At 59.5% G+C, this 20,980-nt stretch carries 19 protein-coding genes and 1 pseudogene; 13 read left to right on the top strand and 7 right to left on the bottom strand.

Translation table 11 applies throughout. The annotated features are described in order from the left end of the window. The first annotated feature begins 7 nt into the window (after positions 1-7). From metK to P406_RS04960, 3 genes and pseudogenes are all read left to right on the top strand, one after another. Entirely contained in the window at positions 8-1,198 is a 1,191-nt protein-coding gene (metK, locus tag P406_RS04970) for a methionine adenosyltransferase (protein ID WP_003372639.1), read from the top strand. A 551-nt stretch (positions 1,199-1,749) separates the two neighbouring features. Further along, positions 1,750-3,435, top strand: a pseudogene (gene ligB / locus P406_RS04965) (NAD-dependent DNA ligase LigB). 40 nt (positions 3,436-3,475) lie between these two features. After that, positions 3,476-3,892, top strand: a complete 417-nt coding sequence (locus P406_RS04960) for a DUF1090 domain-containing protein (RefSeq protein ID WP_046235511.1) — start codon at positions 3,476-3,478, stop codon at positions 3,890-3,892. A 46-nt stretch (positions 3,893-3,938) separates the two neighbouring features. On the opposite strand, the gene P406_RS04955 is transcribed toward P406_RS04960, so the two are convergent. From P406_RS04955 to P406_RS04945, 3 genes are all read right to left on the bottom strand, one after another. Beyond that, positions 3,939-4,340 (bottom strand): MAPEG family protein, encoded by a 402-nt coding sequence (locus tag P406_RS04955; protein ID WP_003405186.1) that lies wholly within the window; start codon positions 4,338-4,340, stop codon positions 3,939-3,941. 114 nt (positions 4,341-4,454) lie between these two features. Then, on the bottom strand, positions 4,455-5,846 hold the full coding sequence (locus P406_RS04950; RefSeq protein ID WP_046235510.1) for a heavy metal sensor histidine kinase: 1,392 nt from the start codon (positions 5,844-5,846) through the stop codon (positions 4,455-4,457). Continuing rightward, positions 5,843-6,517: a heavy metal response regulator transcription factor gene (locus tag P406_RS04945; protein WP_003372647.1), complete on the bottom strand. Its 675-nt coding sequence runs from the start codon at positions 6,515-6,517 to the stop codon at positions 5,843-5,845. Before P406_RS04945 ends, P406_RS04950 begins: the two co-directional genes overlap by 4 nt. A 251-nt stretch (positions 6,518-6,768) precedes the next feature. On the opposite strand from P406_RS04945, the gene P406_RS04940 reads away from it, so the two are divergent. From P406_RS04940 to P406_RS04930, 3 genes are all read left to right on the top strand, one after another. Then, a complete protein-coding gene (locus P406_RS04940; RefSeq protein ID WP_046235509.1) occupies positions 6,769-7,995 on the top strand; it encodes a TolC family protein in 1,227 nt (408 codons plus the stop codon). A 67-nt stretch (positions 7,996-8,062) separates the two neighbouring features. Next, positions 8,063-9,322 (top strand): efflux RND transporter periplasmic adaptor subunit, encoded by a 1,260-nt coding sequence (locus P406_RS04935; RefSeq protein ID WP_046235508.1) that lies wholly within the window; start codon positions 8,063-8,065, stop codon positions 9,320-9,322. A 24-nt stretch (positions 9,323-9,346) separates the two neighbouring features. After that, positions 9,347-12,499, top strand: coding sequence for a CusA/CzcA family heavy metal efflux RND transporter (locus P406_RS04930; RefSeq protein ID WP_046235507.1), 3,153 nt, complete (start codon positions 9,347-9,349; stop codon positions 12,497-12,499). Between the two features lie 4 nt (positions 12,500-12,503). On the opposite strand, the gene P406_RS04925 is transcribed toward P406_RS04930, so the two are convergent. Further along, on the bottom strand, positions 12,504-12,752 hold the full coding sequence (locus tag P406_RS04925) for a hypothetical protein (RefSeq protein WP_046235506.1): 249 nt from the start codon (positions 12,750-12,752) through the stop codon (positions 12,504-12,506). Positions 12,753-12,761: 9 nt separating this feature from the next. Here P406_RS04925 and P406_RS04920 point away from each other — a divergent pair, with 9 nt between their 5' ends. From P406_RS04920 to P406_RS28595, 5 genes are all read left to right on the top strand, one after another. Continuing rightward, a complete protein-coding gene (locus P406_RS04920) occupies positions 12,762-14,096 on the top strand; it encodes an S-type pyocin domain-containing protein (protein WP_046235505.1) in 1,335 nt (444 codons plus the stop codon). Positions 14,097-14,104: 8 nt separating this feature from the next. Continuing rightward, complete coding sequence (locus P406_RS04915) at positions 14,105-14,365, top strand: bacteriocin immunity protein (protein ID WP_032699896.1); 261 nt, start codon at positions 14,105-14,107, stop codon at positions 14,363-14,365. Between the two features lie 55 nt (positions 14,366-14,420). Next, positions 14,421-14,840, top strand: a complete 420-nt coding sequence (locus P406_RS04910) for an HNH endonuclease signature motif containing protein (protein WP_082100707.1) — start codon at positions 14,421-14,423, stop codon at positions 14,838-14,840. After that, positions 14,840-15,097, top strand: a complete 258-nt coding sequence (locus P406_RS04905; RefSeq protein ID WP_046235504.1) for a bacteriocin immunity protein — start codon at positions 14,840-14,842, stop codon at positions 15,095-15,097. The genes P406_RS04910 and P406_RS04905 overlap by 1 nt, the downstream gene beginning before the upstream one ends. Positions 15,098-15,316: 219 nt before the next feature. Then, a complete protein-coding gene (locus P406_RS28595; RefSeq protein ID WP_144431236.1) occupies positions 15,317-15,652 on the top strand; it encodes a pyocin-S2/colicin E7-DNase domain-containing protein in 336 nt (111 codons plus the stop codon). 196 nt (positions 15,653-15,848) lie between these two features. Here the strand turns inward: P406_RS28595 and P406_RS04895 are convergent, their stop codons facing one another. Together P406_RS04895 and P406_RS29320 are read right to left on the bottom strand one after the other, a co-directional pair. Further along, positions 15,849-17,174: an OprD family porin gene (locus P406_RS04895; protein ID WP_046235503.1), complete on the bottom strand. Its 1,326-nt coding sequence runs from the start codon at positions 17,172-17,174 to the stop codon at positions 15,849-15,851. A gap of 472 nt (positions 17,175-17,646) precedes the next feature. Continuing rightward, positions 17,647-17,868 (bottom strand): hypothetical protein, encoded by a 222-nt coding sequence (locus P406_RS29320; RefSeq protein WP_003343801.1) that lies wholly within the window; start codon positions 17,866-17,868, stop codon positions 17,647-17,649. A gap of 218 nt (positions 17,869-18,086) precedes the next feature. Between P406_RS29320 and P406_RS04885 the strand changes: the two genes are divergently transcribed. Beyond that, positions 18,087-18,416 (top strand): DUF2790 domain-containing protein, encoded by a 330-nt coding sequence (locus P406_RS04885; RefSeq protein ID WP_003413437.1) that lies wholly within the window; start codon positions 18,087-18,089, stop codon positions 18,414-18,416. Between the two features lie 279 nt (positions 18,417-18,695). Beyond that, on the top strand, positions 18,696-19,955 hold the full coding sequence (locus P406_RS04880; RefSeq protein WP_003396859.1) for a cation:proton antiporter: 1,260 nt from the start codon (positions 18,696-18,698) through the stop codon (positions 19,953-19,955). Here the strand turns inward: P406_RS04880 and P406_RS04875 are convergent, their stop codons facing one another. Beyond that, a complete protein-coding gene (locus tag P406_RS04875) occupies positions 19,956-20,855 on the bottom strand; it encodes an AraC family transcriptional regulator (protein WP_046235531.1) in 900 nt (299 codons plus the stop codon). Positions 20,856-20,980: the final 125 nt, after the last annotated feature.

Raw genomic sequence — 20,980 nt, 5'->3', positions numbered from 1 at the left:
CGTAGAGATGAGCGAATACTCACTTTTCACCTCCGAGTCCGTGTCCGAAGGGCATCCGGACAAGATCGCCGACCAGATTTCCGACGCGGTTCTGGACGCCATCATCGCTGAAGACAAATACGCCCGTGTAGCGTGCGAAACACTGGTCAAGACCGGTGTGGCGATCATCGCTGGCGAAGTGTCGACTTCGGCCTGGGTCGATCTGGAAGACATCGTGCGTAACGTCATCCTCGACATCGGCTACAACAGCTCCGACGTCGGTTTCGACGGCGCCACCTGCGGCGTGATGAACATCATCGGCAAGCAGTCGGTAGACATCGCCCAGGGCGTTGACCGCAGCAAACCTGAAGATCAGGGCGCTGGCGACCAGGGCCTGATGTTCGGCTATGCCAGCAACGAGACCGACGTGCTGATGCCCGCGCCGATCACCTTCTCCCACCAGTTGGTGCAGCGTCAGGCCGAAGCGCGTAAATCCGGCCTGCTGCCGTGGCTGCGCCCGGATGCCAAATCCCAAGTTACCTGCCGTTACGAAAACGGCAAGGTGGTCGGCGTCGACGCCATCGTCCTGTCGACCCAGCACAACCCGGATGTGTCGTACAAGGACCTGCGCGAAGGCGTGATGGAGCTGATCGTCAAGCACGTCATCCCTGCGCACCTGCTGCACAAGGACACCCAGTTCCACATCAACCCGACCGGCAACTTCATCATCGGTGGCCCGGTAGGCGACTGCGGTCTGACCGGCCGCAAGATCATCGTCGACACCTACGGCGGCATGGCCCGTCACGGTGGTGGTGCATTCTCCGGCAAGGACCCATCGAAGGTTGACCGCTCGGCCGCCTACGCCGGTCGTTACGTGGCCAAGAACATCGTCGCTGCCGGCCTGGCCGAGCGTTGCGAGATCCAGGTGTCCTACGCCATCGGCGTCGCTCAACCGACTTCGATCTCGCTGAACACGTTCGGCACCGGCAAGCTGTCCGATGACAAGATCATCAAGCTGGTCCGCGACAACTTCGACCTGCGTCCCTACGCAATCACCACCATGCTCGACCTGCTGCACCCGATGTACCAGGCCACTGCAGCCTACGGCCACTTCGGCCGTATCCCGGTCGAAATGACCGTTGGCGATGACACCTTCACCGCCTTCACCTGGGAAAAAACCGACCGCGCCGACGCCCTGCGCGCAGCTGCCGGCTTGTAAAACCCCAGAAAAAAGCCCCGGACGACCTGGTCGTTTCGGGGCTTTTTTTCGTCTGGAGATATGGAAGCTCCGAGTCCGATCAAGAAAATGCGGCGCGCCGCAGACTTGTGACGCAGAGCGTCACCCAAGGCATTCCCACGCTGGAGCGTGAGGAACGATAACCTCAACTATCGTGCCCGATGCTCTGCGCTTCTGCCCGAAGGGCGTGTGAGCTTGCTTACGAAGACGCCGGTGCAGTCGTGACTATCGTGCGGCGCTCTGCGTCGTATGCCTTTCTGGACGCTCCGCGTCCTCTTGACGACGCAGAGCGTCGAGAACTGCGTTCCCACGCTGGAGTGAGGAACGATAACCTCAACTATCGTGCCCGATACTCTGCGCTTCTGCCCGAAGGGCGTGTGAGCTTGCTTACGAAGACGCCGGTTCAGTCACTGAGCACTCCGCGTGGACATGCCGCCCCGCGCAATGGCAAAACCCGGTAACCAAGCCCTACCCCTTCACCTCGCGACAACGACTAGCCTCATCGGGCCCATTCCTAACGCAAGGATGCTTCGATGCTGCCCACCGTTCGACTGATGACGTGTGCTCTTGTGTTTCTTCTGCCCGGCCTCGGCCATGCCAGCCAATGCCCTGACTGGCCTGCAGCCAAGGCGCACAGCGAGGTCACGGCCTTGCAACAGCAGATTGCTGATTGGGACGACAGCTACCACCGGCAGGGCATTTCGCAAATCCCGGACGAGCTCTAAGATCAGGCGCGGCAGAAGCTGAGCCTGTGGCGCTCGTGCTTTGCCGTTTCCACACCCGAGTCCGATCCGCTAAAGACAGCCGTTGGCCCGTTACCTCATCCCGTTCCGCACACGGGCGTCAACAAGCTGGCCGACGAAGGCAGCGTCAAGGGCTGGCTCAAGGGCCGCAACGATCTGTGGATTCAACCCAAGGTCGATGGCGTAGCCGTCACGCTGGTCTATGAACAAGGCCAGCTTGTGCAGGCGATCAGTCGTGGTGACGGGCGCAAGGGGCAGGACTGGACCTCGCAGGCGCGACTGATCAAGGCCATTCCGCAAAAGTTGCCCCAGGCTGAATCCCCAATCCTGCAAGGCGAGCTGTACTGGCGGCTGGACGACCACATTCAGTCAGCATCCGGCAGCGTCAATGCGCGCAGCAAGGTCGCGGGATTGCTGGCGCGGCAGACGATCAGCCCGCAGCAAGCCGACGCCATCGGGCTGTTCGTCTGGGACTGGCCTAACGGGCCTGCCGCTATGGAGCAACGTCTCGCAGGCCTGCAAGCCATGGGCTTTGAGGACAGCGCGGCCTATACGCATCCACTGCAAAACTACGCCCAGGCCGCACGATGGCGCGAGCATTGGTATCGCAATCCCCTGCCGTTCGCCACGGATGGCGTGATCATGCGTCAAGGCCAACGCCCACTCGCGCAGCGCTGGCAAGCCAGTGCGCCTTACTGGATCGCCGCCTGGAAACATCCCTACGCCCAGGCGCTGGCCGAGGTGCGCAAGGTCAACTTCAAGATCGGCCGCAGTGGCAGGATTACGCCGGTGCTGGAGCTGACCCCGGTACGCCTTGACGACCGTACCGTCAGCCGCATCAGCACAGGCTCGCTGCAGCGCTGGCAAACACTGGATATCAGGCCTGGCGATCAGATCGCCGTGAGCCTGGCCGGGCTGACGATTCCACGACTCGATGGCGTGGTGTCCCGTGCTGCCGAACGAGCTGACATGATCATTCCACGAGCCGACGACTTTCATGAACTCAGCTGCTGGCAAGCCACACCAGGCTGTGAAAGCCAGTTCCGCGCCAGACTGGCATGGCTCAGCGGCAAGAAAGGTCTGGCACTGCCCGGCGTTGGTCCGGGGACCTGGAACACGCTTATCGAGAGCGGCCAAATCATGGGCTTACTCGATTGGATGACCCTGAATCATGCTGAGCTTGTTAACATTCCCGGCTTCGCTGAACGCAGTAGCGCTAAACTGCTCGACAGCCTGCAAACCGCACGCGAACGGCCGTTTCAGACATGGCTCAAGGCCATCGGACTGCCGCCCACGGGAGGCGCCAGACTGCCCGACAACTGGCACGAACTGGCTGACCGCAGCGTTGAGCAATGGCAAGCAGAGCCAGGCATTGGTCCTGGTCGTGCGGCCAGACTCAGGGCTTTTTTTCAGGACCCACAGGTACAGGCACTGAGCCAGCAATTGCAGGCGCAGAGCATTTCAGGTTTTAAGTAGCGGACGTTCATTTTTCTGTCCGTATTCAGACGGAGTTCATATGCAGTTTTTATCGCCACTGATTCTTTTCACCAGCTGCACGCTGCTCGCTACAACCGTGTTCGCAGACGCACAGGCGCCCTCCCCCGTGCAGTCCGAATGCCAGATCAAAAGTCAGGAAATCAGCAGCAAGATTCAGGATGCCAAGACCGAGGGTGACAAGGCGGAACAGGCTGGCCTTGAAAAGGCACTCGCCGAGGTCAATGCCAACTGCACCGAAACGTCACTGATCAAACAGCGCAAGCAGAAGGTGCTCGACGCCAAGCAGGAAGTCAGCCGCCGTCAGACCGACCTGAACAAGGCCATGGAAAAGGGCGATCCGGAGAAGATCAACAAGCGCAAGGACAAGCTCGCCGATTCGCGCAAGGAATTGCAGCAAGCCCAGACCGAACTCGAGAAAGTCCAGTCAGACGATTGATCAGGTTGCGACGCTGCCCATGATCGGCAGCGTCGCGACCAGCCTGTCAGGACACGGCCGGGAAAGCCGACACCCCGAACAGCGCGATGATCAGGCCCATGCCCACCAGCCAGACAAGCGAGCGCAGTGCGGCCAGATCGGCCAGATAGAAAATGATGTACAGCAGGCGGCTGGTGATAAACAGCACCGCCAGCACATCAATCGTCACCAACTGCGCGTTGCCGGCAATGTGCGCAATGATCACCGCTGCGGCAAACGCCGGGGTCACTTCAAAGCTGTTCAGCTGGGCAGCGTGCGCGCGGCGCGGGAACCCCTCCAGCTTGTCGAGAAAGGCCCGCGGGTCATGATTATGCCCGCTGCCAAATTTGCCGCTGCCGAACTTGGCGATACCGGCACAGATAATCGGCAGCAGGATCGCGACCAGCACGCACCAGAAAGCAACTGTCATACGTCCATCCTTATAGATTCAGCTTCATCGGAAGCATCCGGGCAATACCCGCTCACACACTATGAGCAGGGGGTCAGCGAAAGGTTCTTGAAGAACGACCACCAACCTGACGCATTACACCAGTTTAGGAAAGATCAGGCTGAACGTGGTGAATTGGCCCGGCTCGCTCTGCACCGTAACCTGCCCCTCGTGCAGGCTCATGATGGAACGCACAATCGCCAGCCCAAGCCCGGTCCCGCCCTGCTGTCGCGCGCGGCTGACATGCACCCGATAGAAACGATCGAACAGGCGCGGCAGGTGCTCGGCATCGATGCCATCCCCCGCATTGCGCACCGCCAGTGACACTTCATCCTCATGTGTGGCAAGCGTGAGGGTAATCACGCTGCCCGACAGACCGTGACGAATGGCGTTGGACAGCAGATTGGAAATCGCTCGCTGAATCATCAGCCGGTCCCCGGTCGCCCTGGCGTGCCCCTGAACCTGCAAGGTGATGTCGCGATCCTCCGCCGAGGAGGAAAACAGTTCAGCGACCTTGTCTGCCTCCTCACGAAGATCGATGACCTCGACCGGCAACGGCGCTGCGGGCTGGCTGACGCTGGCCAGAAACAGCATCTGACTGATCATGCGCGACATGCGCTCCAGCTCTTCGGTGCAGGACTCCAGCGCCTGCTTGTACTCCTCCGACGGGCGCGGTCTGGACAGCGTGACCTGCGCCCTGCCCATCAGGTTGTTCATTGGTGAGCGCAGCTCATGCGCGAGGTCGTCCGAGAACTGCGCCAGTTGCTGCACATCACCGTCCAGCCTGTGCAGCATGAAGTTGACGGCATGTGCCAGGTCGCGCAATTCGTCAGGCAGGCCCTTCACTTTCATGCGATGAGACAGGTCGCGGGCCGAGATCAGCGCGGTGACTTTCCTGAACGCCCCCAGCGGCCTGAGCCCGCGACGCACCACCCACCAGACGCCAAAGCCGACCAGCAGCAGAATCACCGGCAAGGCCAGGCAGGTCGATCTGACGTAAGCGTGCAGCAGCACGGTGTCGCTTTCCCTGTCCATGGACAGCCTGACCAGCACGTCCTGACCGGTCTTGAGGCGTACGGTCCTGTAACCCAGGAGAATCTTGTGGCCCTGAGCGGACTTCAGTTCCTGAAAGCCTTGCGGCAGCCCATCGGTATCAGGAACCGGCAGACTTCGCCCTTCCTGGTTACCGACGCTCATCAACTCTTGCCGAGGGTTGCTCACGTCGAGAATGGTCAGCGAGAAGCTGTCATGCCCGACGATCTGGTCACGCAGCGTGTGCGGGTACTGGACGATGTCGACAACACCCAAAAAACCCTCGCTCATGCTGTGTTCGATCTGCCTGAACTTCTCGTTCAACGCGTCTTCGGCACGTATATCGAGCTGACGGGAAATCGCCGCATAGGCAAGCATTTCCATCATCAGCACCAGGCACCCGATGAGCGCCGCGACCGTCAATCCGAGACGTGTCGAGAGACGGGTCAGCTTCATTCACGCACTTCCAGTACGTAACCGACGCCACGCAGCGTGTGAATCAGCTTGGTCTCGAACGGATCGTCGATCTTCGCGCGCAGACGGCGGATCGACACTTCCACCACATTGGTGTCGCAATCGAAGTTCATGTCCCAGACCAGAGAGATGATCTGGGTGCGCGACATGACTTCGCCGCTGTGCCGCATCAACAGATGCAGCAGCGCGAATTCCTTGGTCGTCAGGTCGATGCGCTGGCTGCCGCGGAATGCCCTGTGGCGCCCCTGATCCAGCTCAAGATCGCCGACCTGCAACACCTTGGACGTGGTGGTCTGCTCGCTACGGCGCATCAGCGTACGGACCCGTGCCAGCAACTCGGGAAACTCGAACGGCTTGACCAGATAATCATCGGCGCCCATTTCCAGGCCCTTGACCTTCTCCTCAAGACGCCCGCGTGCAGTGACCATCATGATGCGGGTACTGACGGTCTTCCTCAGGCGGCTCAACACCTCCCAGCCGTCCATCTCCGGCAGGTTCACGTCCAGTATCACCACATCGTAAGCCTGATGCTGCGCGAGATAGAGCCCATCGAGACCAGTTGCCGCGATATCGACGATATAGCCGCTTTCGGTCAGCCCCTGATGCATGTATTCGGCAGTTTTCGGCTCGTCCTCGACGACAAGGATTCGCATAACCAGGCTTCCTGTTTGATGAACGGTGAATGACGATGCCGTGCAGTGTACTGAAAAGAAACGCCCATCCCGCTGGATAACAAAATCGTAATTTTGCAGCAATCCCTCTGATAACTCCGGTTGCATACAGTCCCCTCAGCCAACTTCAGCGCCCTGGTGCCTGTTTGTTTTTTGCTTTCGATGGGGTGAGTCATGCGACTGGAGAATAACGTGCGCGCTCAGCGTACAGATCGATTGGCAGGGAGTGCGCTATGAGAATCGCCGCACTTTGCCTGGTGTTGTTACCGCTTGTTGCCCCTGGCATTGCCGCAGCTCAAGGCATCAGCCTGGCTCAGGCACTGGAAGCCGCCTTCGCCCGTAACCCGGAACTGGCCGCAGCCCAGTGGGAGATCGGCGTCGCCGAGGGCGATCGACAGCAGGCCGGACTGATCCCCAACCCGACGGTGTCATGGGAAGTGGAAGACACCCGCCGCGAGACCAGCACCACCACCGTGATGCTCAGCCAGGCCCTGGAACTGGGCGGCAAACGTGGAGCGCGGATAGAGGCCGCCAGCAAGGGTCAGGACGCTGCGCGTCTGGAGCTGGAGCGTCGCGGCAACGAGCTGCGTGCCGAGGTGGTTCAGGCGTTCTACGCAGCGGCGCGGGCACAGGCAGGTCTGGAGCTGGCGCGCCAATCCAGGACACTGGCCGAGCGCGGCCTTGAGGTTGCCGAAGGGCGAGTCCGGGCGGGCAAGGTATCGCCGGTGGAAGCCACACGCGCCCAGGTGCAACTGGCCGAAACCGACCTGCTGGTCCGCCGCGCCGAGACCCTGAAAATCAACAGCAACCGAGAGCTGGCGCGCACCACCGGTTCGCCGCTCGCCTCTTTCGAACGTCTGGACTACAGCGACCTGTCGCCGGGCAAGCTGCCACCGGGCGCAAAGCTACTGACCGCCCTCAATCAGTCCGCCGAGCTGCGCTTGGCGCAGACCCAGATCGAGCAGCGCGAAGCCGCGCTGGGGTCTGAGCGCGCCAAGCGCATCCCGGACCTGACCGTGAGCGTCGGCAGCCAGTACAGCCGCGAAGAGCGCGAGCGGGTCAACGTCGTGGGCCTGTCGATGCCACTGCCGCTGTTCGACCGCAATCAAGGCAACGTGCTCGCGGCATCACGCCGTGCCGACCAGTCGCGCGACCTGCGCAACGCCGTCGAACTCAGGCTGCGCACCCAGACGCAGTCCGCCCTCGATCAATGGAACACCGCCGCGCAGGAAGTCGAGTCCTTCGACCGCGTAATCCTGCCCGCCGCGCAACGTGCCGTCGACACGGCAACACGCGGTTTCGAGATGGGCAAGTTCGGTTTTCTCGAAGTGCTGGATGCGCAACGGACGCTGATCTCGGCGCGCAGCCAGTACCTCGAATCGCTGGCCACCGCCACCGAGGCCAGAGTCGCCATCGAGCGTATCCACGGTGATCTCAAACGCTTCAGCCTCAACCCCTGACTTTCCTTTTCCGCCTGTATCGAGCGTATCCAAAAGTGCTGCATGCACCTGATCGCCGGGAGCCTTCATGAACAACAAACGAAGCATTGCCATCGCGCTGGCGGTGGTGGTCATCATTGGTCTGGGCAGTCTGACCCTGAACCGGCAGATGCTGCCGTTCGCAGCAGGACCAGAACCGTCAGCCGATGAGCACGCGCATGAGTCCGGGCAGGGCCATGCTGAAGAGCCAGGCCACGCCGACGAGGCGAAAAAACCGGACGCCGCAGCCTCGGAAGCTTCTCACGAAGAGGAAGAGGAAGAGGGACACATCGAGCTGACTGCCGAGCAGATCAAGGCGGCAGGCATCGAGCTGGTCAGCGCACAACCCCGGCAGATGAGCACGACCGTGACCTTCCCCGGCGAAATCCGCTTCGATGAAGACCGCACTGCGCATGTCGTACCGCGGGTCAGCGGCGTGGTCGAAGCGGTGAAGGTCGATCTGGGTCAATCGGTGAAAAAGGGCCAGGTGCTGGCGGTGATTGCCAGCCAGCAGATTTCCGATCAACGCAGCGAATTGAACGCTGCACAACGACGCCAGGAACTGGCGCGCCTGACCCTGCAACGCGAAAAGAAACTCTGGGAAGACAAAATCTCGGCCGAGCAGGATTACTTGCAGGCGCGTCAGGACTTTCAGGAAGCCGACATCAACCTGGCTAACGCGCGGCAGAAGATCAGCGCCATCGGTGCCAGCACCCATCCTTCGGCGGGAAGCCGCTACGAGCTGATCGCACCGTTTGACGCCGTGGTCGTGGAAAAACACCTGGGCATCGGCGAGATGGTCAGCGAGGCGAGCAACGCCTTCACGCTGTCCGACCTGTCGCGTGTCTGGGCCACCTTCGGCGTAGCGCCCAGGGATCTGGACAAGGTGGTGGTCGGTCGTCCGGTCATCGTCAGTGCGCCCGACCTGAATGCCCGGGTCGAAGGACGAGTCGGCTACGTCGGCAGTCTGCTGGGCGAGCAGACCCGCGCTGCGGCCGTGCGCGTGACGCTGGCCAACCCGCAGGGCGCGTGGCGTCCCGGCCTGTTCGTCTCAGTGGAAGTCGCCGCCGAGCAGTCCAGTGTGGCGGTCAGTCTTCCCGAATCGGCGATCCAGTCGGTCGAGGACAAGCCCTCGGTCTTCGTGCGCAACGCTGAAGGTTTTCAACTGACGCCGGTGACACTTGGCCGCCGCGATGGTGGCCACGTGGAAATCGTCAAGGGCCTGGCGGCCGGCACGCAAGTGGCCACCGCCGGCAGTTTCATCCTCAAGTCGGAGCTGGGCAAAGGCTCCGCCGAGCACGCCCATTGATCTGCGTCACACGAGTACACCCACATGTTTGAACGGTTGATTCAATTCGCGATTGAACAGCGCATCGTCGTGATGCTTGCTGTGCTGCTCATGGCTGGGCTGGGCATCGCCAGTTACCAGAAGCTGCCCATCGATGCGGTCCCCGACATCACCAACGTACAGGTGCAGATCAACACGTCCGCACCCGGCTTCTCGCCGCTGGAAACCGAGCAGCGCATCACCTTCGCCATCGAGACCAACATGGCGGGGCTGCCCGGTTTGCAGCAGACGCGCTCGCTGTCGCGCTCGGGCCTGTCCCAGGTCACGGTGATTTTCGAGGACGGCACCGACCTGTTCTTCGCCCGCCAACTGGTAAACGAGCGCCTGCAGATCGCCAAGGATCAGTTGCCGGAAGGCGTCGATGCGATGATGGGGCCGATCTCCACCGGCCTCGGCGAGATCTTCCTGTGGACAGTCGAAGCCCGCGAGGGCGCGCTGAAGGAGGACGGCACGCCGTACACGCCGACCGACCTGCGGGTGATTCAGGACTGGATCATCAAGCCGCAACTGCGCAACGTGCCGGGCGTGGCCGAGATCAACACCATCGGCGGTTTCGCCAGGCAGTACCAGATCGCGCCTGATCCGAAGAAACTGGCCGCCTACAAGCTGACGCTCAACGATCTGGTGGCAGCGCTGGAGCGCAACAACGCCAACGTCGGCGCAGGCTATATAGAACGCGGCGGCGAGCAGTTACTGATTCGCGCACCGGGTCAGTTGGGCACGGTGGACGACATCGCCAACATCGTCATCGCCAATGTGCAGGGCACGCCGATCAGAATCAGCAGCGTCGCCGAGGTCGGCATCGGCAAGGAAATGCGCTCCGGCGCAGCCACCGAAAATGGCCGTGAAGTGGTGCTCGGCACGGTGTTCATGCTGATCGGTGAAAACAGCCGGACCGTCTCGCAGGCGGTGGCCGCCAAACTCGCCGAGATCAACCGCACACTGCCTGCAGGTGTGGAAGCGGTAACGGTTTATGACCGCACCACGCTGGTGGAAAAAGCCATCGCGACGGTCAAGAAGAACCTGATCGAAGGCGCGATTCTGGTCATCGTGATTCTGTTTCTGTTCCTCGGCAACATCCGTGCTGCGCTGATCACCGCCATGGTGATTCCGCTGGCCATGCTGTTCACCTTCACCGGCATGTTCACCAACAAGGTCAGCGCCAACCTGATGAGCCTGGGCGCGCTGGACTTCGGCATCATTGTCGATGGCGCGGTAGTGATCGTCGAAAACGCCATTCGCAGGCTGGCGCATGCCCAGCAAAAGCACGGCCGCATGCTGACCCGCAGCGAGCGTTTCCACGAGGTCTTCGCCGCCGCCAGAGAAGCCCGCCGGCCGCTGATTTTCGGTCAGTTGATCATCATGGTCGTGTACCTGCCGATCTTCGCCCTCACCGGTGTGGAAGGCAAAATGTTCCACCCGATGGCCTTCACCGTGGTCATCGCCCTGCTCGGCGCCATGATTCTTTCGGTGACCTTCGTGCCTGCCGCCATCGCCATGTTCGTGACCGGCAAGGTCAAGGAAGAAGAAGGCTTTGTGATGCGCACCGCTCGCCAGCGCTACGCGCCGATCCTGAGCTGGGTACTGGGGCATCGCTCGATAGCGTTCGGCATGGCCTTGGTGCTGATCGTGCTGTCCGGCTTCACTGCCAGCCGCATGGGCAGCGAGTTCATCCCGAGCCTGAGCGAAGGCGACTTCGCCCTGCAGGCGCTGCGGGTGCCCGGGACCAGCCTGACCCAGTCGGTGGACATGCAGCAGCGTCTGGAAAAAGCCATCATCGACAAGGTCCCGGAAGTGCAGCGCGTGTTCGCCCGCACCGGCACCGCCGAGATCGCCGCCGACCCGATGCCGCCCAACATCTCCGACAGCTACGTGATGCTCAAACCACAAAGCGAATGGCCTGACCCGGACAAGTCTCGCGAAACACTGATCGCCGACCTGCAAAAGGCCGCCGCCAGTGTGCCGGGCAGCAACTACGAACTGTCCCAGCCTATCCAGTTGCGCTTCAACGAACTGGTTTCGGGGGTGCGTAGCGATGTCGCGGTAAAGGTCTTCGGCGACGACATGAACGTGCTGAACCAGACCGCCGCAAAAATCGCCGCCACCCTGCAAAAAGTGCCGGGTGCTTCGGAGGTCAAAGTCGAGCAGACCACCGGGCTGCCGGTGCTGACCATCAACATCGACCGCGACAAGGCCGCGCGTTATGGCCTCAACGTGGCCGACGTGCAGGACGCCATCGCCATTGCGCTGGGCGGTCGTCAGGCGGGCACGCTGTATGAGGGCGACCGCCGCTTCGACATGGTGGTGCGCCTCTCCGAGCAACTGCGAACCGACGTGGACGGGCTTTCCAGCCTGCTCATTCCGGTGCCTGCAAGCGCTGGCAACCAGCAGATCAGCTTCATCGCCCTGTCCCAAGTCGCCAGCCTCGACCTGGTACTCGGCCCGAACCAGATCAGCCGCGAGAACGGCAAACGCGTGGTCATCGTCAGCGCCAACGTGCGCGGTCGGGATCTCGGCTCGTTTGTCGAAGAAGCGGGCACCACCATCGACAACGGCGTGCAGATCCCGGCCGGCTACTGGACCAGTTGGGGCGGGCAATTCGAACAATTGCAATCGGCCGCCAAACGTCTGCAGATCGTTGTGCCGGTGGCGCTGCTGCTGGTACTGGCGCTGCTGTTCATGATGTTCAACAACCTCAAGGACGGCCTGCTGGTCTTCACCGGCATCCCGTTCGCCCTGACCGGTGGCGTCATGGCCCTGTGGCTGCGCGACATTCCCCTGTCGATCTCCGCAGGCGTGGGCTTCATCGCCCTGTCGGGTGTGGCGGTGCTGAACGGCCTGGTGATGATCGCCTTCATCCGCAGCCTGCGCGAACAAGGCCACTCGCTGCACAACGCCATCAACGAAGGCGCCCTCACCCGCCTGCGCCCGGTGCTGATGACCGCGCTGGTCGCCTCCCTGGGCTTCATCCCCATGGCCCTCGCCACCGGGACTGGCGCCGAAGTGCAGCGACCGCTGGCGACGGTGGTGATTGGCGGGATTCTGTCGTCGACGGCGCTGACGTTGTTGGTGTTGCCAGCGTTGTATCAGTGGGCGCATCGGCGGGAGGATGAGGAGGCGGTTGAGGCGTTGAAATAGGTTTTTAAGTAAAGATTGCGCTGATCCAGCTGATGTTACCGTCAACTGGCACAGCGCAGTCAGCACTGTCTGTAGCCAAAGTCTTACTCCATTTCCAGAAACGCAGCACACTTGCTGGCGAATGACCCAGATAGACGCTGCAGCACTGAACGGTGATATTTAGAGCCTCAGCATTTACCTGCTGACGATTGAGTGCCTCAAGCAACAGTTGCTTGAGCAAGACAAGATCGTCAGTAAAGTCAAAAAAGAACAAGGAAGCTGCATGAGTGGTTATGTTCCAAGACCAGCTTTGCCCAATGCAAGTAAAAGCAACAGCGGTGTGGAGCCTGTCGATATTCATGCCCAGCGCTGGGCCGAATACAAAGTCCATCAAGCGAAGGAAGACGCCAAGCCCAACACCGTGGGCTGTGTGTTTGCAAAGAGCTGCGATCTTCCAGACGGCGTGATCGACCATGAGAAACCAGCAGGGTTTATTCCTGCTGAGAAGGTAGCCAACTACGGCGATCTATCAATTCTCGGCGGCCGTGAAACAGATGCGGACGGGAAGATCCACCTCAAAAAGATCAGTGGAAGCGCGTTGCCGACAGCGCTCGGAACACTTTTATTGCGCGGTGCAGCGACTACTGCGAGTCTTTCCTGCAGCGATCTCTGCACCACTGGAGCGGCTGTTGCTGCGGGTACAGGGACTGCTGCAACTGGCGCGGGGACTGGAGCAGGCGTAGTCACGGCAGGTGTTGCAGCCGGTGCCTTGGCCGGTGTGGTTGCACTGCTCTGGCCATCAAGCCTCGGTGATAGCAGTCTTTACACCGAAGAACAGCTTAAGTCGCTCAAGGAAGGCCGCACACGTGTTCGGTTGCATATCGAGCAACAAGCTAATGGCACTCTGAAAGGTTATGGTTACAACACTCAGAAGCGCCGCGATTGGGAAATGATTCCGGTCGTGCAATTCAAGGCGCAAGGCTCGCAGCAGGTGGCCGATTTTGGTGACGGCGTTACGTTGATTTGGACGCCTGCCGCAACCCCCGCCGATACGTTGGGAATTCCAGCACTGGAAGCCGCACCGCAAGCCCCGCAAATCTGGATTTATCCGCCGACCGAGCAAGCGGATAACATGATCGTCAACCCGACTCATCCGCCTGACTACAAGGATTTTATCCTTGTTTTTCCGGCTGACTCGGGCATAAAACCGCTCTACATCGTGATGAACGTGCGCCTCGATCCGGGCACCGTGACAGGGCAGGGGCAGGACGTTTCGGGGATTTGGTTAGCCGGTGCAGGGGCTGGGCTTGGTGCAGCAATTCCAACTCGTATTGCTGACCAGCTCCGGGGGAAAAGCTTTGCCAGTTTCGACGCGTTCCGGGAAGCATTTTGGAAGGCCGTAGCGAGTGATTCCGAGCTAAACAGTCGATTTATTCAGAGAAATATAGATCGTATGCGAGATGGGTTTGCTCCAACCGCCCGCTATGCAGATGCCGTTGGCAAGAGAAAAGTGTTTGAATTACATCACGTTGAATTAGTATCTGAAGGCGGCAAGGTGTACGACGTAGATAACCTGCGCGTCAATACGCCCAAAAATCACATTTATATTCACAGGTAGATAAATCAATGAAAAAAACCATTTTTGATTATACGGAAGCTCAATTCGCTAATTTCATACAGGATATATTGGTAGCTAACAGCAGTGGTGCTTCTGATGAGGTGATGGCAGACCTTCTAGACAAGTTTTGCGAGATTGCTGATCATCCAGCTGGAACCGATCTGATTTACTATCCCGAAGACGGCGCGGATGATTCCGCCGAGGGCATTACCCAGACGGTTAAGGCTTGGCGTGCGGCCAATGGTTTGCCGGGGTTTAAAGACGCATGAGGCCCCTGAAAGGCATTAGGTAGGCACCACCACTCAGAAACGTCGCGATTGGGAAATGATTCCGGTCGTGCAGTTCAAGGCGCAAGGCTCGCAGCAAGTGGCCGATTTTGGTGGCGGCGTAACGTTGATTTGGTTAGCCGGTGCAGGGGCTGGGCTTGGTGCAACAATTCCAACTCGTATTGCTGACCAGCTCCGGGGGAAAAGCTTTGCCAGTTTCGACGCGTTCAGGAAGGCGTTCTGGAAAGCTGTGGCGACAGATCCGGAGTTAAGCAATCAGTTTAATCCGGATAATATTAAGAGGCTTTCGAAGGGATTAGCACCAACGACCCGGATGAAAGATCAGCTCGGAAAACGGATATCTTTTGAGCTTCATCACCTAGACACAATTGCAGATGGCGGTGCTGTTTACGATGTGGATAATCTCCGTGTAAACACGCCTAAAAACCACATAGATATTCATAGGGATGCACATTAATGGAGCTGAAAAACGCGCTTTCTGACTACACCGAATCTGAGTTCAGGCAGATAATTCAGACCATTAAAAACTGTGACGGTGAAGAGGCGTTTCAGGACGATTTAATTGCTCACCTGAATCTCATCGCCTTAGAGGCTGGTGGGTCTGACTTGGTTTTTTACCCGGAGGAAGGAGCTGATAATTCAGCCGAAGGCATCACCCAAACGATTAAAGAATGGAGTGCAGCCAATGGCCTGCCCGACTTCAAAGATGCCTGAGGTCATGCCTTGACCTGCCCGCAAGGCATTAGACGCCTCCTGGATCCTCGCTTGTGCATTGCACCTAGTGCGCGGATACCCGGCAAAACCGACTGGTCTATCACCCAAAGAAAAAAACCAGCGCCCGTAAGAGCCCCGGTTTTTTATCACGCTCAAATCGCTTGTAGTCGCCGTGGTGTCATTTCGCGCCCTGATCACCACAAGGCATGGCCACGGACCTTGAGCACAGCCAGCTCGATCCCGTTCCCGATTGCGACTCGTATTGCCGATCAGTTGCGCGGCAAAAGCTTCAGCAGTTTTGGTGCGTTCAGGAAGGTATTTTGGATCTCGCTAGCTAATGACTCGGAGTTAAGTCAGCAATTCAGCTCACCTAACCTGTCCGGCATGGCAAAAAGGCTTGGCCCCCCGGCAGCACCGAAAAGCGAGCACGCAGGAAAGCGCATCGCATTCGAACTGCACCACGTAGAACTAATTAAAAACGGTGGTGCCGTGTACGATGCCGACAATCTTCGAGCTGTTACACCAAGCCGTCATATTGTGAGTAATGGAATTTAAGAGCGCTCTTGCCGACTACACAGAGCACGAATTCAAAGCCCTGGTTGACACTATGGACGATGCTGGAACGGGAGAGGATTGCGGAGAGTTGGTGGAGCACTTCAACAAGGTTGTGCTTGCGGATCAAAGCCCCCAATAAAAAGAAAAGCGCCCCGAAGGACGCTTCTACGGATGCTGTCGAGAATGTGATGTGCGGTCAAAGCACACTCAACGGATACTCCACAATCACCCTCACCTCATCCAGATCCGATTCGAACGCCGTGGCCCGGGTCGTTGCCTGGCGCACGCGCAGTGACAGGTCTTTGAGCGATCCGGTCTGCACAATGTATTTCGCTTCGATATCGCGCTCCCAGCGTTTTTGATCGGTCAGCGGGTTGCCTTCTGCGTCGCGGCGCATGTAGGTGTTGTTGGCGTTGGAGTAGTCGGCGTCGGTGCCTTTGCCGTAGCGGGTCATGAACGACAGGCCGGGTACGCCGAAGGTGGACATGTCGAGGTTGTAGGTGACCATCCACGAGCGCTCCTTGGGTGAGTTGAAGTCGCTGTACTGGATGGAGTTGGCCAGGTAGATGGAGTCGGACTGCCTGAGGTAGTCGAAGTCATCATCACCTTCGTTGCGCTGGTGCGAAAGCGACAGGGTGTGTGCGCCGTATTGCAGGGCGAGTTTTGCGCTCCAGATGTCGTTGTCGAATTCGCCGAGCAGCTTTTTGCCTTCGTCGGTTGCGTTGTAATAGTTCAGGCTGCCGGTCAGTGCGAGGTCATCGGAAAGTGGCAGCACATAAGACGCCGAGGCGTATTTCTGATCCCAGACATCTTTGAGTCTGCTGGTGTAGAGGCCAAGGCTCAGCGCGTCGGTGGCCTGGTAGTCGCCGCCGAAGTAGGCGACCCATGGTGCGTCGACCGCGCCGCCGTAGAAGGTGGCGAAACCGTCGCGCAAATTGCTGGAGACGGGCTGGCTCATGGAGTGCAGGCGACCGCCCTGCACGGTCAGGCCGCTGATGCTGTTGTTGACCGCGGTAACGCCGCGGAAGCTCTCCGGCAGCAGGCGGGAGTCGCCGAAGGCAACCACCGGCGTGGACGGGAAGACATCACCGACGTTCACGACGGTGTCGAAAGCCCTGGCCTTCAGCGAGCCGCCGACTTTGGTGTACTCGTCCCGGGCGTTGCCTTGCTCATCGACCGGCAGTACATCGAACGCGCTGCGCCCACCGTTTCTGCCATCCCCCGTGTCGAGCTTGATGCCGATCATGGCAAATGCATCGACGCCGACGCCGAATGTGCCTTGAGTGAAACCTGACTGGAATCGCCCGATGATGCCCTGCGCCCATGTTTCGGAATAGCCATTGCCGGTCGGGCTGGACTCGCCATTGCGATGGTCGCGGTTCATGTAGAAGTTGCGGTTGAGTACCGTCAGCGTGCTGCCTTCGATGAAGCCGTCTTTCTGTTCTTCGGCGAGTGCTGTAATCGGTGTTACACCTGCCAGTGTCGAGCACAGGGCAAGGGACAATGTTCTGAGTTGGGTCATATGTGCTCCGATGGATCGGCAGATTGTTTTAAACGTGTCGACCTGGCTCTTTTTATAAGTACGAGAGCTGCCAGCGGGGCACCATCTTGAAGTGGCGAAGATAACGTCGAGGTGACGGCGGGATTACAAATATGAAAGGAAGTGAAGTACCGCCTGCGTTAGTTCAATACGGTGAAACAGGCATTGAACGGATACGTCTGTTTTTATTCTCGCCGAAGGCCGTAGGAGCAGGCCGGGCGACGTTTCGCTGGTTAGCGAAGATGGTGCATTTGCAGCGAGCATGCCGGCCTCTTCGCGAACAAGTTCGCTCCTACGCCCTTCGGGCAGATGCATGAAAAACGCTTATCGCCGACGTTTCTGCCAGGAATAAAAAAAGCGCCCCGAAGGACGCTTAAAGATTCGCCCCGACCAAAGGAGCAGGGAGCTGCTACAAAGGGCGAATGGGGGTGCAGCGGGTCGGGCAGCAAAGGCATCAGCCTTCGGACTTGGTCGACCGTTCAGCCTCGGCTTTCTCGTCGGCATTGACGTACCGCTCGGCTTTGCTGCTGTTCTGTTCCTTGAAACGCATCTCTTGCGCCAGGCGCATCTTGTCGGCAGCAGGGCTTGCGTACTCGTTACCATCGTCGGCAAAGGCTGCAGTGGCGGACAAGGCAGCTACGGCGAAGACCATCGATTTGACCAGTTTCATCATCATTACCTTTCTCGGTTGAATGTCGGACCTGCGCAGCGCTCGGCGCTCGTCAGGGATGAAACAAGCTTACGGAAGGGGAGCTAACAGGAAGGTGAGCGAACAATGACAATACTGTTAGGAAGCTGACATCTGCGAGATGACCGATTTGTAATGTTTCAGCAACCTTCCGGTTAGTGCGCATTGGTTAGGGTTAAGCCACATTCAAACGGAGACAAAAGAAAATGCGCACAGCCAAATCGTTGTTACTTGCTCTGGTTATCCTTTCGCCCATCAGTGCTTTCGCCTACACCTCTGATGAAGTCAAAGCCACTACGGTGATCAAGGAACACCAGGCCAGCGTGCAGAAGTATGCCGCCCTCCATAACAAGCCGATGCCGGAGATCAAGGAGTACACCTACGGCATGAAGCTGGACATTGCCAAGCTGGTCCGCAAATCCCCGGATCTGCAAACCTGTAGCGTGATGCCAAAGCTGATGACGTACGAAGACTCCAAAGGCAAGCTGAATACGGTTCAGTACCAGGTCCTCAGCGGATGCAGAAACAGCCAATGATTATGACCCTGCCAGGAAGGCCACTCAGCGTTACATCCCCCGTCAGCCCGGACAGTCATTCGGGCTGACTTTTTTGCGTCTGCAATGCCCTCCCTCCCCCATCTCAAATCCAGCTTCGCTTGGTGATTCCGGCATTTTTTGCAACATCACCGCCTCTGCGTGGTCAACGCAAACCCCACTGTGGCGTGTCGAGATGTGTCTGGACGTAGATCCGGTCCATCAAACACAGGCTCGGTTACGGTGATCGAGACACTGCACTTACGGATTCTGGAATGACCGATGCTTGAACTCGCTGCTGGTTTTATCTGCCTCACTGCGCTGCTGACCTACGTGAACTACCGTTTTATCGGTCTGCCGCCCACCATTGGCGTGATGGTCACCGCGCTGATGTTTTCGTTGCTTCTGCAAGGACTGAGCTTTCTGGGCTATCCCGGCCTGGAGGATCGCGTTCAGCAATTGATCGGCCAGATCGACTTCGGCGACCTGCTGATGAACTGGATGCTATCCTTCCTGCTGTTCGCCGGGGCGCTGCACGTCAACCTGGGCGACTTGAGAAGCTACCGTTGGCCCATCGGCCTGTTGGCGACTTTCGGGGTGCTGATTGCCACCACGGTGATCGGCGCACTGGCCTACTGGATCTTTGCCCTGTTCGGCTGGCACGTCAGCCCGTTGTACTGCCTGCTGTTTGGTGCGCTGATCTCGCCCACCGACCCAATTGCGGTGCTCGGTGTGTTGCGTACCGCCAACGCCTCGAAGCCGCTGAAGACCACGATCGTCGGCGAAAGCCTGTTCAACGACGGCACCGCGGTGGTGGTGTTCACCGTGCTGCTGGGTATCGCGCAGCTGGGCGAAACGCCGACAGTAGGCGAAACCGCTCTGCTGTTCGTCCACGAAGCGGTGGGCGGTGTGCTGTTCGGCGGCCTGATCGGTTACGCCGTGTACCTGATGATCAAGAGCATCGAGCAGTATCAGATCGAGGTCATGCTCACGCTGGCGCTGGTGATCGGCGGCTCGGCGATGGCGTCTGAACTGCATGTGTCCGGCCCTATCGCGATGGTCGTGGCCGGCCTGATCATCGGCAACCTGGGACGCAATCTGGCGATGAACGACATGACCCGTCGTTACATGGACGGTTTCTGGGAATTGCTGGATGACATGCTCAACGCGCTGCTGTTTGCGCTGATCGGCATGGAGCTGTTGCTGTTGCCGTTCTCGTGGCAGCACCTGATTGCGGCCAGCCTGCTGGCCGTGGCGATTCTGCTGTCGCGCTTCGTCACCGTCGCCCCGGCCATCCTGCTCCTGCGTCGCTGGCGCAAGGTGCCGCACGGCACGATCCGCATCCTCACCTGGGGTGGTTTGCGCGGCGGCGTCTCGGTTGCGCTGGCGCTGGCCCTGCCGACCGGGCCGGAACGCGATCTGCTGCTGAGCATTACCTACATCGTGGTGTTGCTGTCGATCCTTCTGCAGGGCCTGACCATCGGCAAGCTGGTGAATGCCGTTACCCGCGCCCCGCAGGCGAAAGAGCCGGCAGAGCATTGATCAGACCGATGCAGCGGCGCGCCGGTATTCACTGGGCGTCTGCTGCATCTCCACACGGAAGTGCCGGTTGAAGTTGGACAGGTTGGCATAGCCGACTTCAAAGCAGATGTCCGACACCGACATCTCGCTGTGCAGCAGCAACCGGCAGGCCCGCTGGACCCGCAGTTTGCGCATCAGATCGATAAAACAATGGCCCGTGGTGCGCTTGAAGAAGCGTGAGAAACCCGGATCGCTCATGTCCAGTCGCTGCGCGATGACGGACAGGCGAATATCGCTGGTCAATTCGGTCAGCAGATAGTCGAACGCCTTGTTGATCCGTTCGGAGCTACGCGCATCCAGGGTCGGTGCATACCAGGTGCTGGCCAGTAGGCGAACCTCGTGCGCAGGCGCTTTCATCAGCGTGTTGACCAGTTGCAGGAACAGAATCAGCCGCTCCAGCCCCTGAGCCGGGCCGATCTCTTCAAGCAGGCGCGCGGCCTGCACCGCTGTCGCACCGGTGAACTCCAGGCCGCGTCGCGCCTGCTCGAACAGACGCTGCAAGTCACCCATTTCCGGCAGCGTGCCGCGCAAGGCGAGCAACGCTGCACCGTCGAACTGCAGCACCACGTCCCGCCCGGGCAAATGCTCACCGGGGGCCAGATCGCCAATCCAGTCATGCGGCAGATCCGGACCGATCAGGGCCACATGCCCTGCCGCGAACTCACCGATGTAATCACCGGCCACCAGCCTGCCGCTGCCCTGGCGGATCAGATGAATTTCGAATTCCGGATGATGGTTCCAGCGTGCCAGTGCGTAGGGATAGTCATGCTCGTACCAGCGAAAGCAGTGGTCGGGCTGCGGGAGAATAACCTCAAGCTCGGCAGGGCGCTGCTCGAGCAAGGCGGCTCGGCTGTCAGGCACGGGATGCCCCTTTTTATCGTTATGAATGCGCTGTAGACACTTGAACATACGCCCTCGCGCCTGGCCAAGGCTAGCTCGCGATCAAACCGGCACTGATACTTTTTTGCTTTCGGACAGCCGGAGCA

Source organism: Pseudomonas syringae pv. coryli str. NCPPB 4273, from assembly GCF_000972175.1.
Lineage (GTDB): Bacteria > Pseudomonadota > Gammaproteobacteria > Pseudomonadales > Pseudomonadaceae > Aquipseudomonas > Aquipseudomonas syringae.
The sequence above is the reverse complement of the archived record's forward strand: the minus strand, read 5'-3'. Positions and strand labels throughout refer to the sequence as shown.

Coding starts and splice junctions, on each gene's coding strand:
- metK (WP_003372639.1), top strand. CDS start 8: ATGAGCGAATACTCACTTTTCACCTCCGAGTCCGTGTCCGAAGGGCAT.
- P406_RS04960 (WP_046235511.1), top strand. CDS start 3,476: ATGCAGTTTTTATCGCCACTGATTCTTTTCACCAGCTGCACGCTGCTC.
- P406_RS04955 (WP_003405186.1), bottom strand. CDS start 4,340: ATGACAGTTGCTTTCTGGTGCGTGCTGGTCGCGATCCTGCTGCCGATT.
- P406_RS04950 (WP_046235510.1), bottom strand. CDS start 5,846: ATGAAGCTGACCCGTCTCTCGACACGTCTCGGATTGACGGTCGCGGCG.
- P406_RS04945 (WP_003372647.1), bottom strand. CDS start 6,517: ATGCGAATCCTTGTCGTCGAGGACGAGCCGAAAACTGCCGAATACATG.
- P406_RS04940 (WP_046235509.1), top strand. CDS start 6,769: ATGAGAATCGCCGCACTTTGCCTGGTGTTGTTACCGCTTGTTGCCCCT.
- P406_RS04935 (WP_046235508.1), top strand. CDS start 8,063: ATGAACAACAAACGAAGCATTGCCATCGCGCTGGCGGTGGTGGTCATC.
- P406_RS04930 (WP_046235507.1), top strand. CDS start 9,347: ATGTTTGAACGGTTGATTCAATTCGCGATTGAACAGCGCATCGTCGTG.
- P406_RS04920 (WP_046235505.1), top strand. CDS start 12,762: ATGAGTGGTTATGTTCCAAGACCAGCTTTGCCCAATGCAAGTAAAAGC.
- P406_RS04915 (WP_032699896.1), top strand. CDS start 14,105: ATGAAAAAAACCATTTTTGATTATACGGAAGCTCAATTCGCTAATTTC.
- P406_RS04910 (WP_082100707.1), top strand. CDS start 14,421: ATGATTCCGGTCGTGCAGTTCAAGGCGCAAGGCTCGCAGCAAGTGGCC.
- P406_RS04905 (WP_046235504.1), top strand. CDS start 14,840: ATGGAGCTGAAAAACGCGCTTTCTGACTACACCGAATCTGAGTTCAGG.
- P406_RS04895 (WP_046235503.1), bottom strand. CDS start 17,174: ATGACCCAACTCAGAACATTGTCCCTTGCCCTGTGCTCGACACTGGCA.
- P406_RS29320 (WP_003343801.1), bottom strand. CDS start 17,868: ATGATGATGAAACTGGTCAAATCGATGGTCTTCGCCGTAGCTGCCTTG.
- P406_RS04885 (WP_003413437.1), top strand. CDS start 18,087: ATGCGCACAGCCAAATCGTTGTTACTTGCTCTGGTTATCCTTTCGCCC.
- P406_RS04880 (WP_003396859.1), top strand. CDS start 18,696: ATGCTTGAACTCGCTGCTGGTTTTATCTGCCTCACTGCGCTGCTGACC.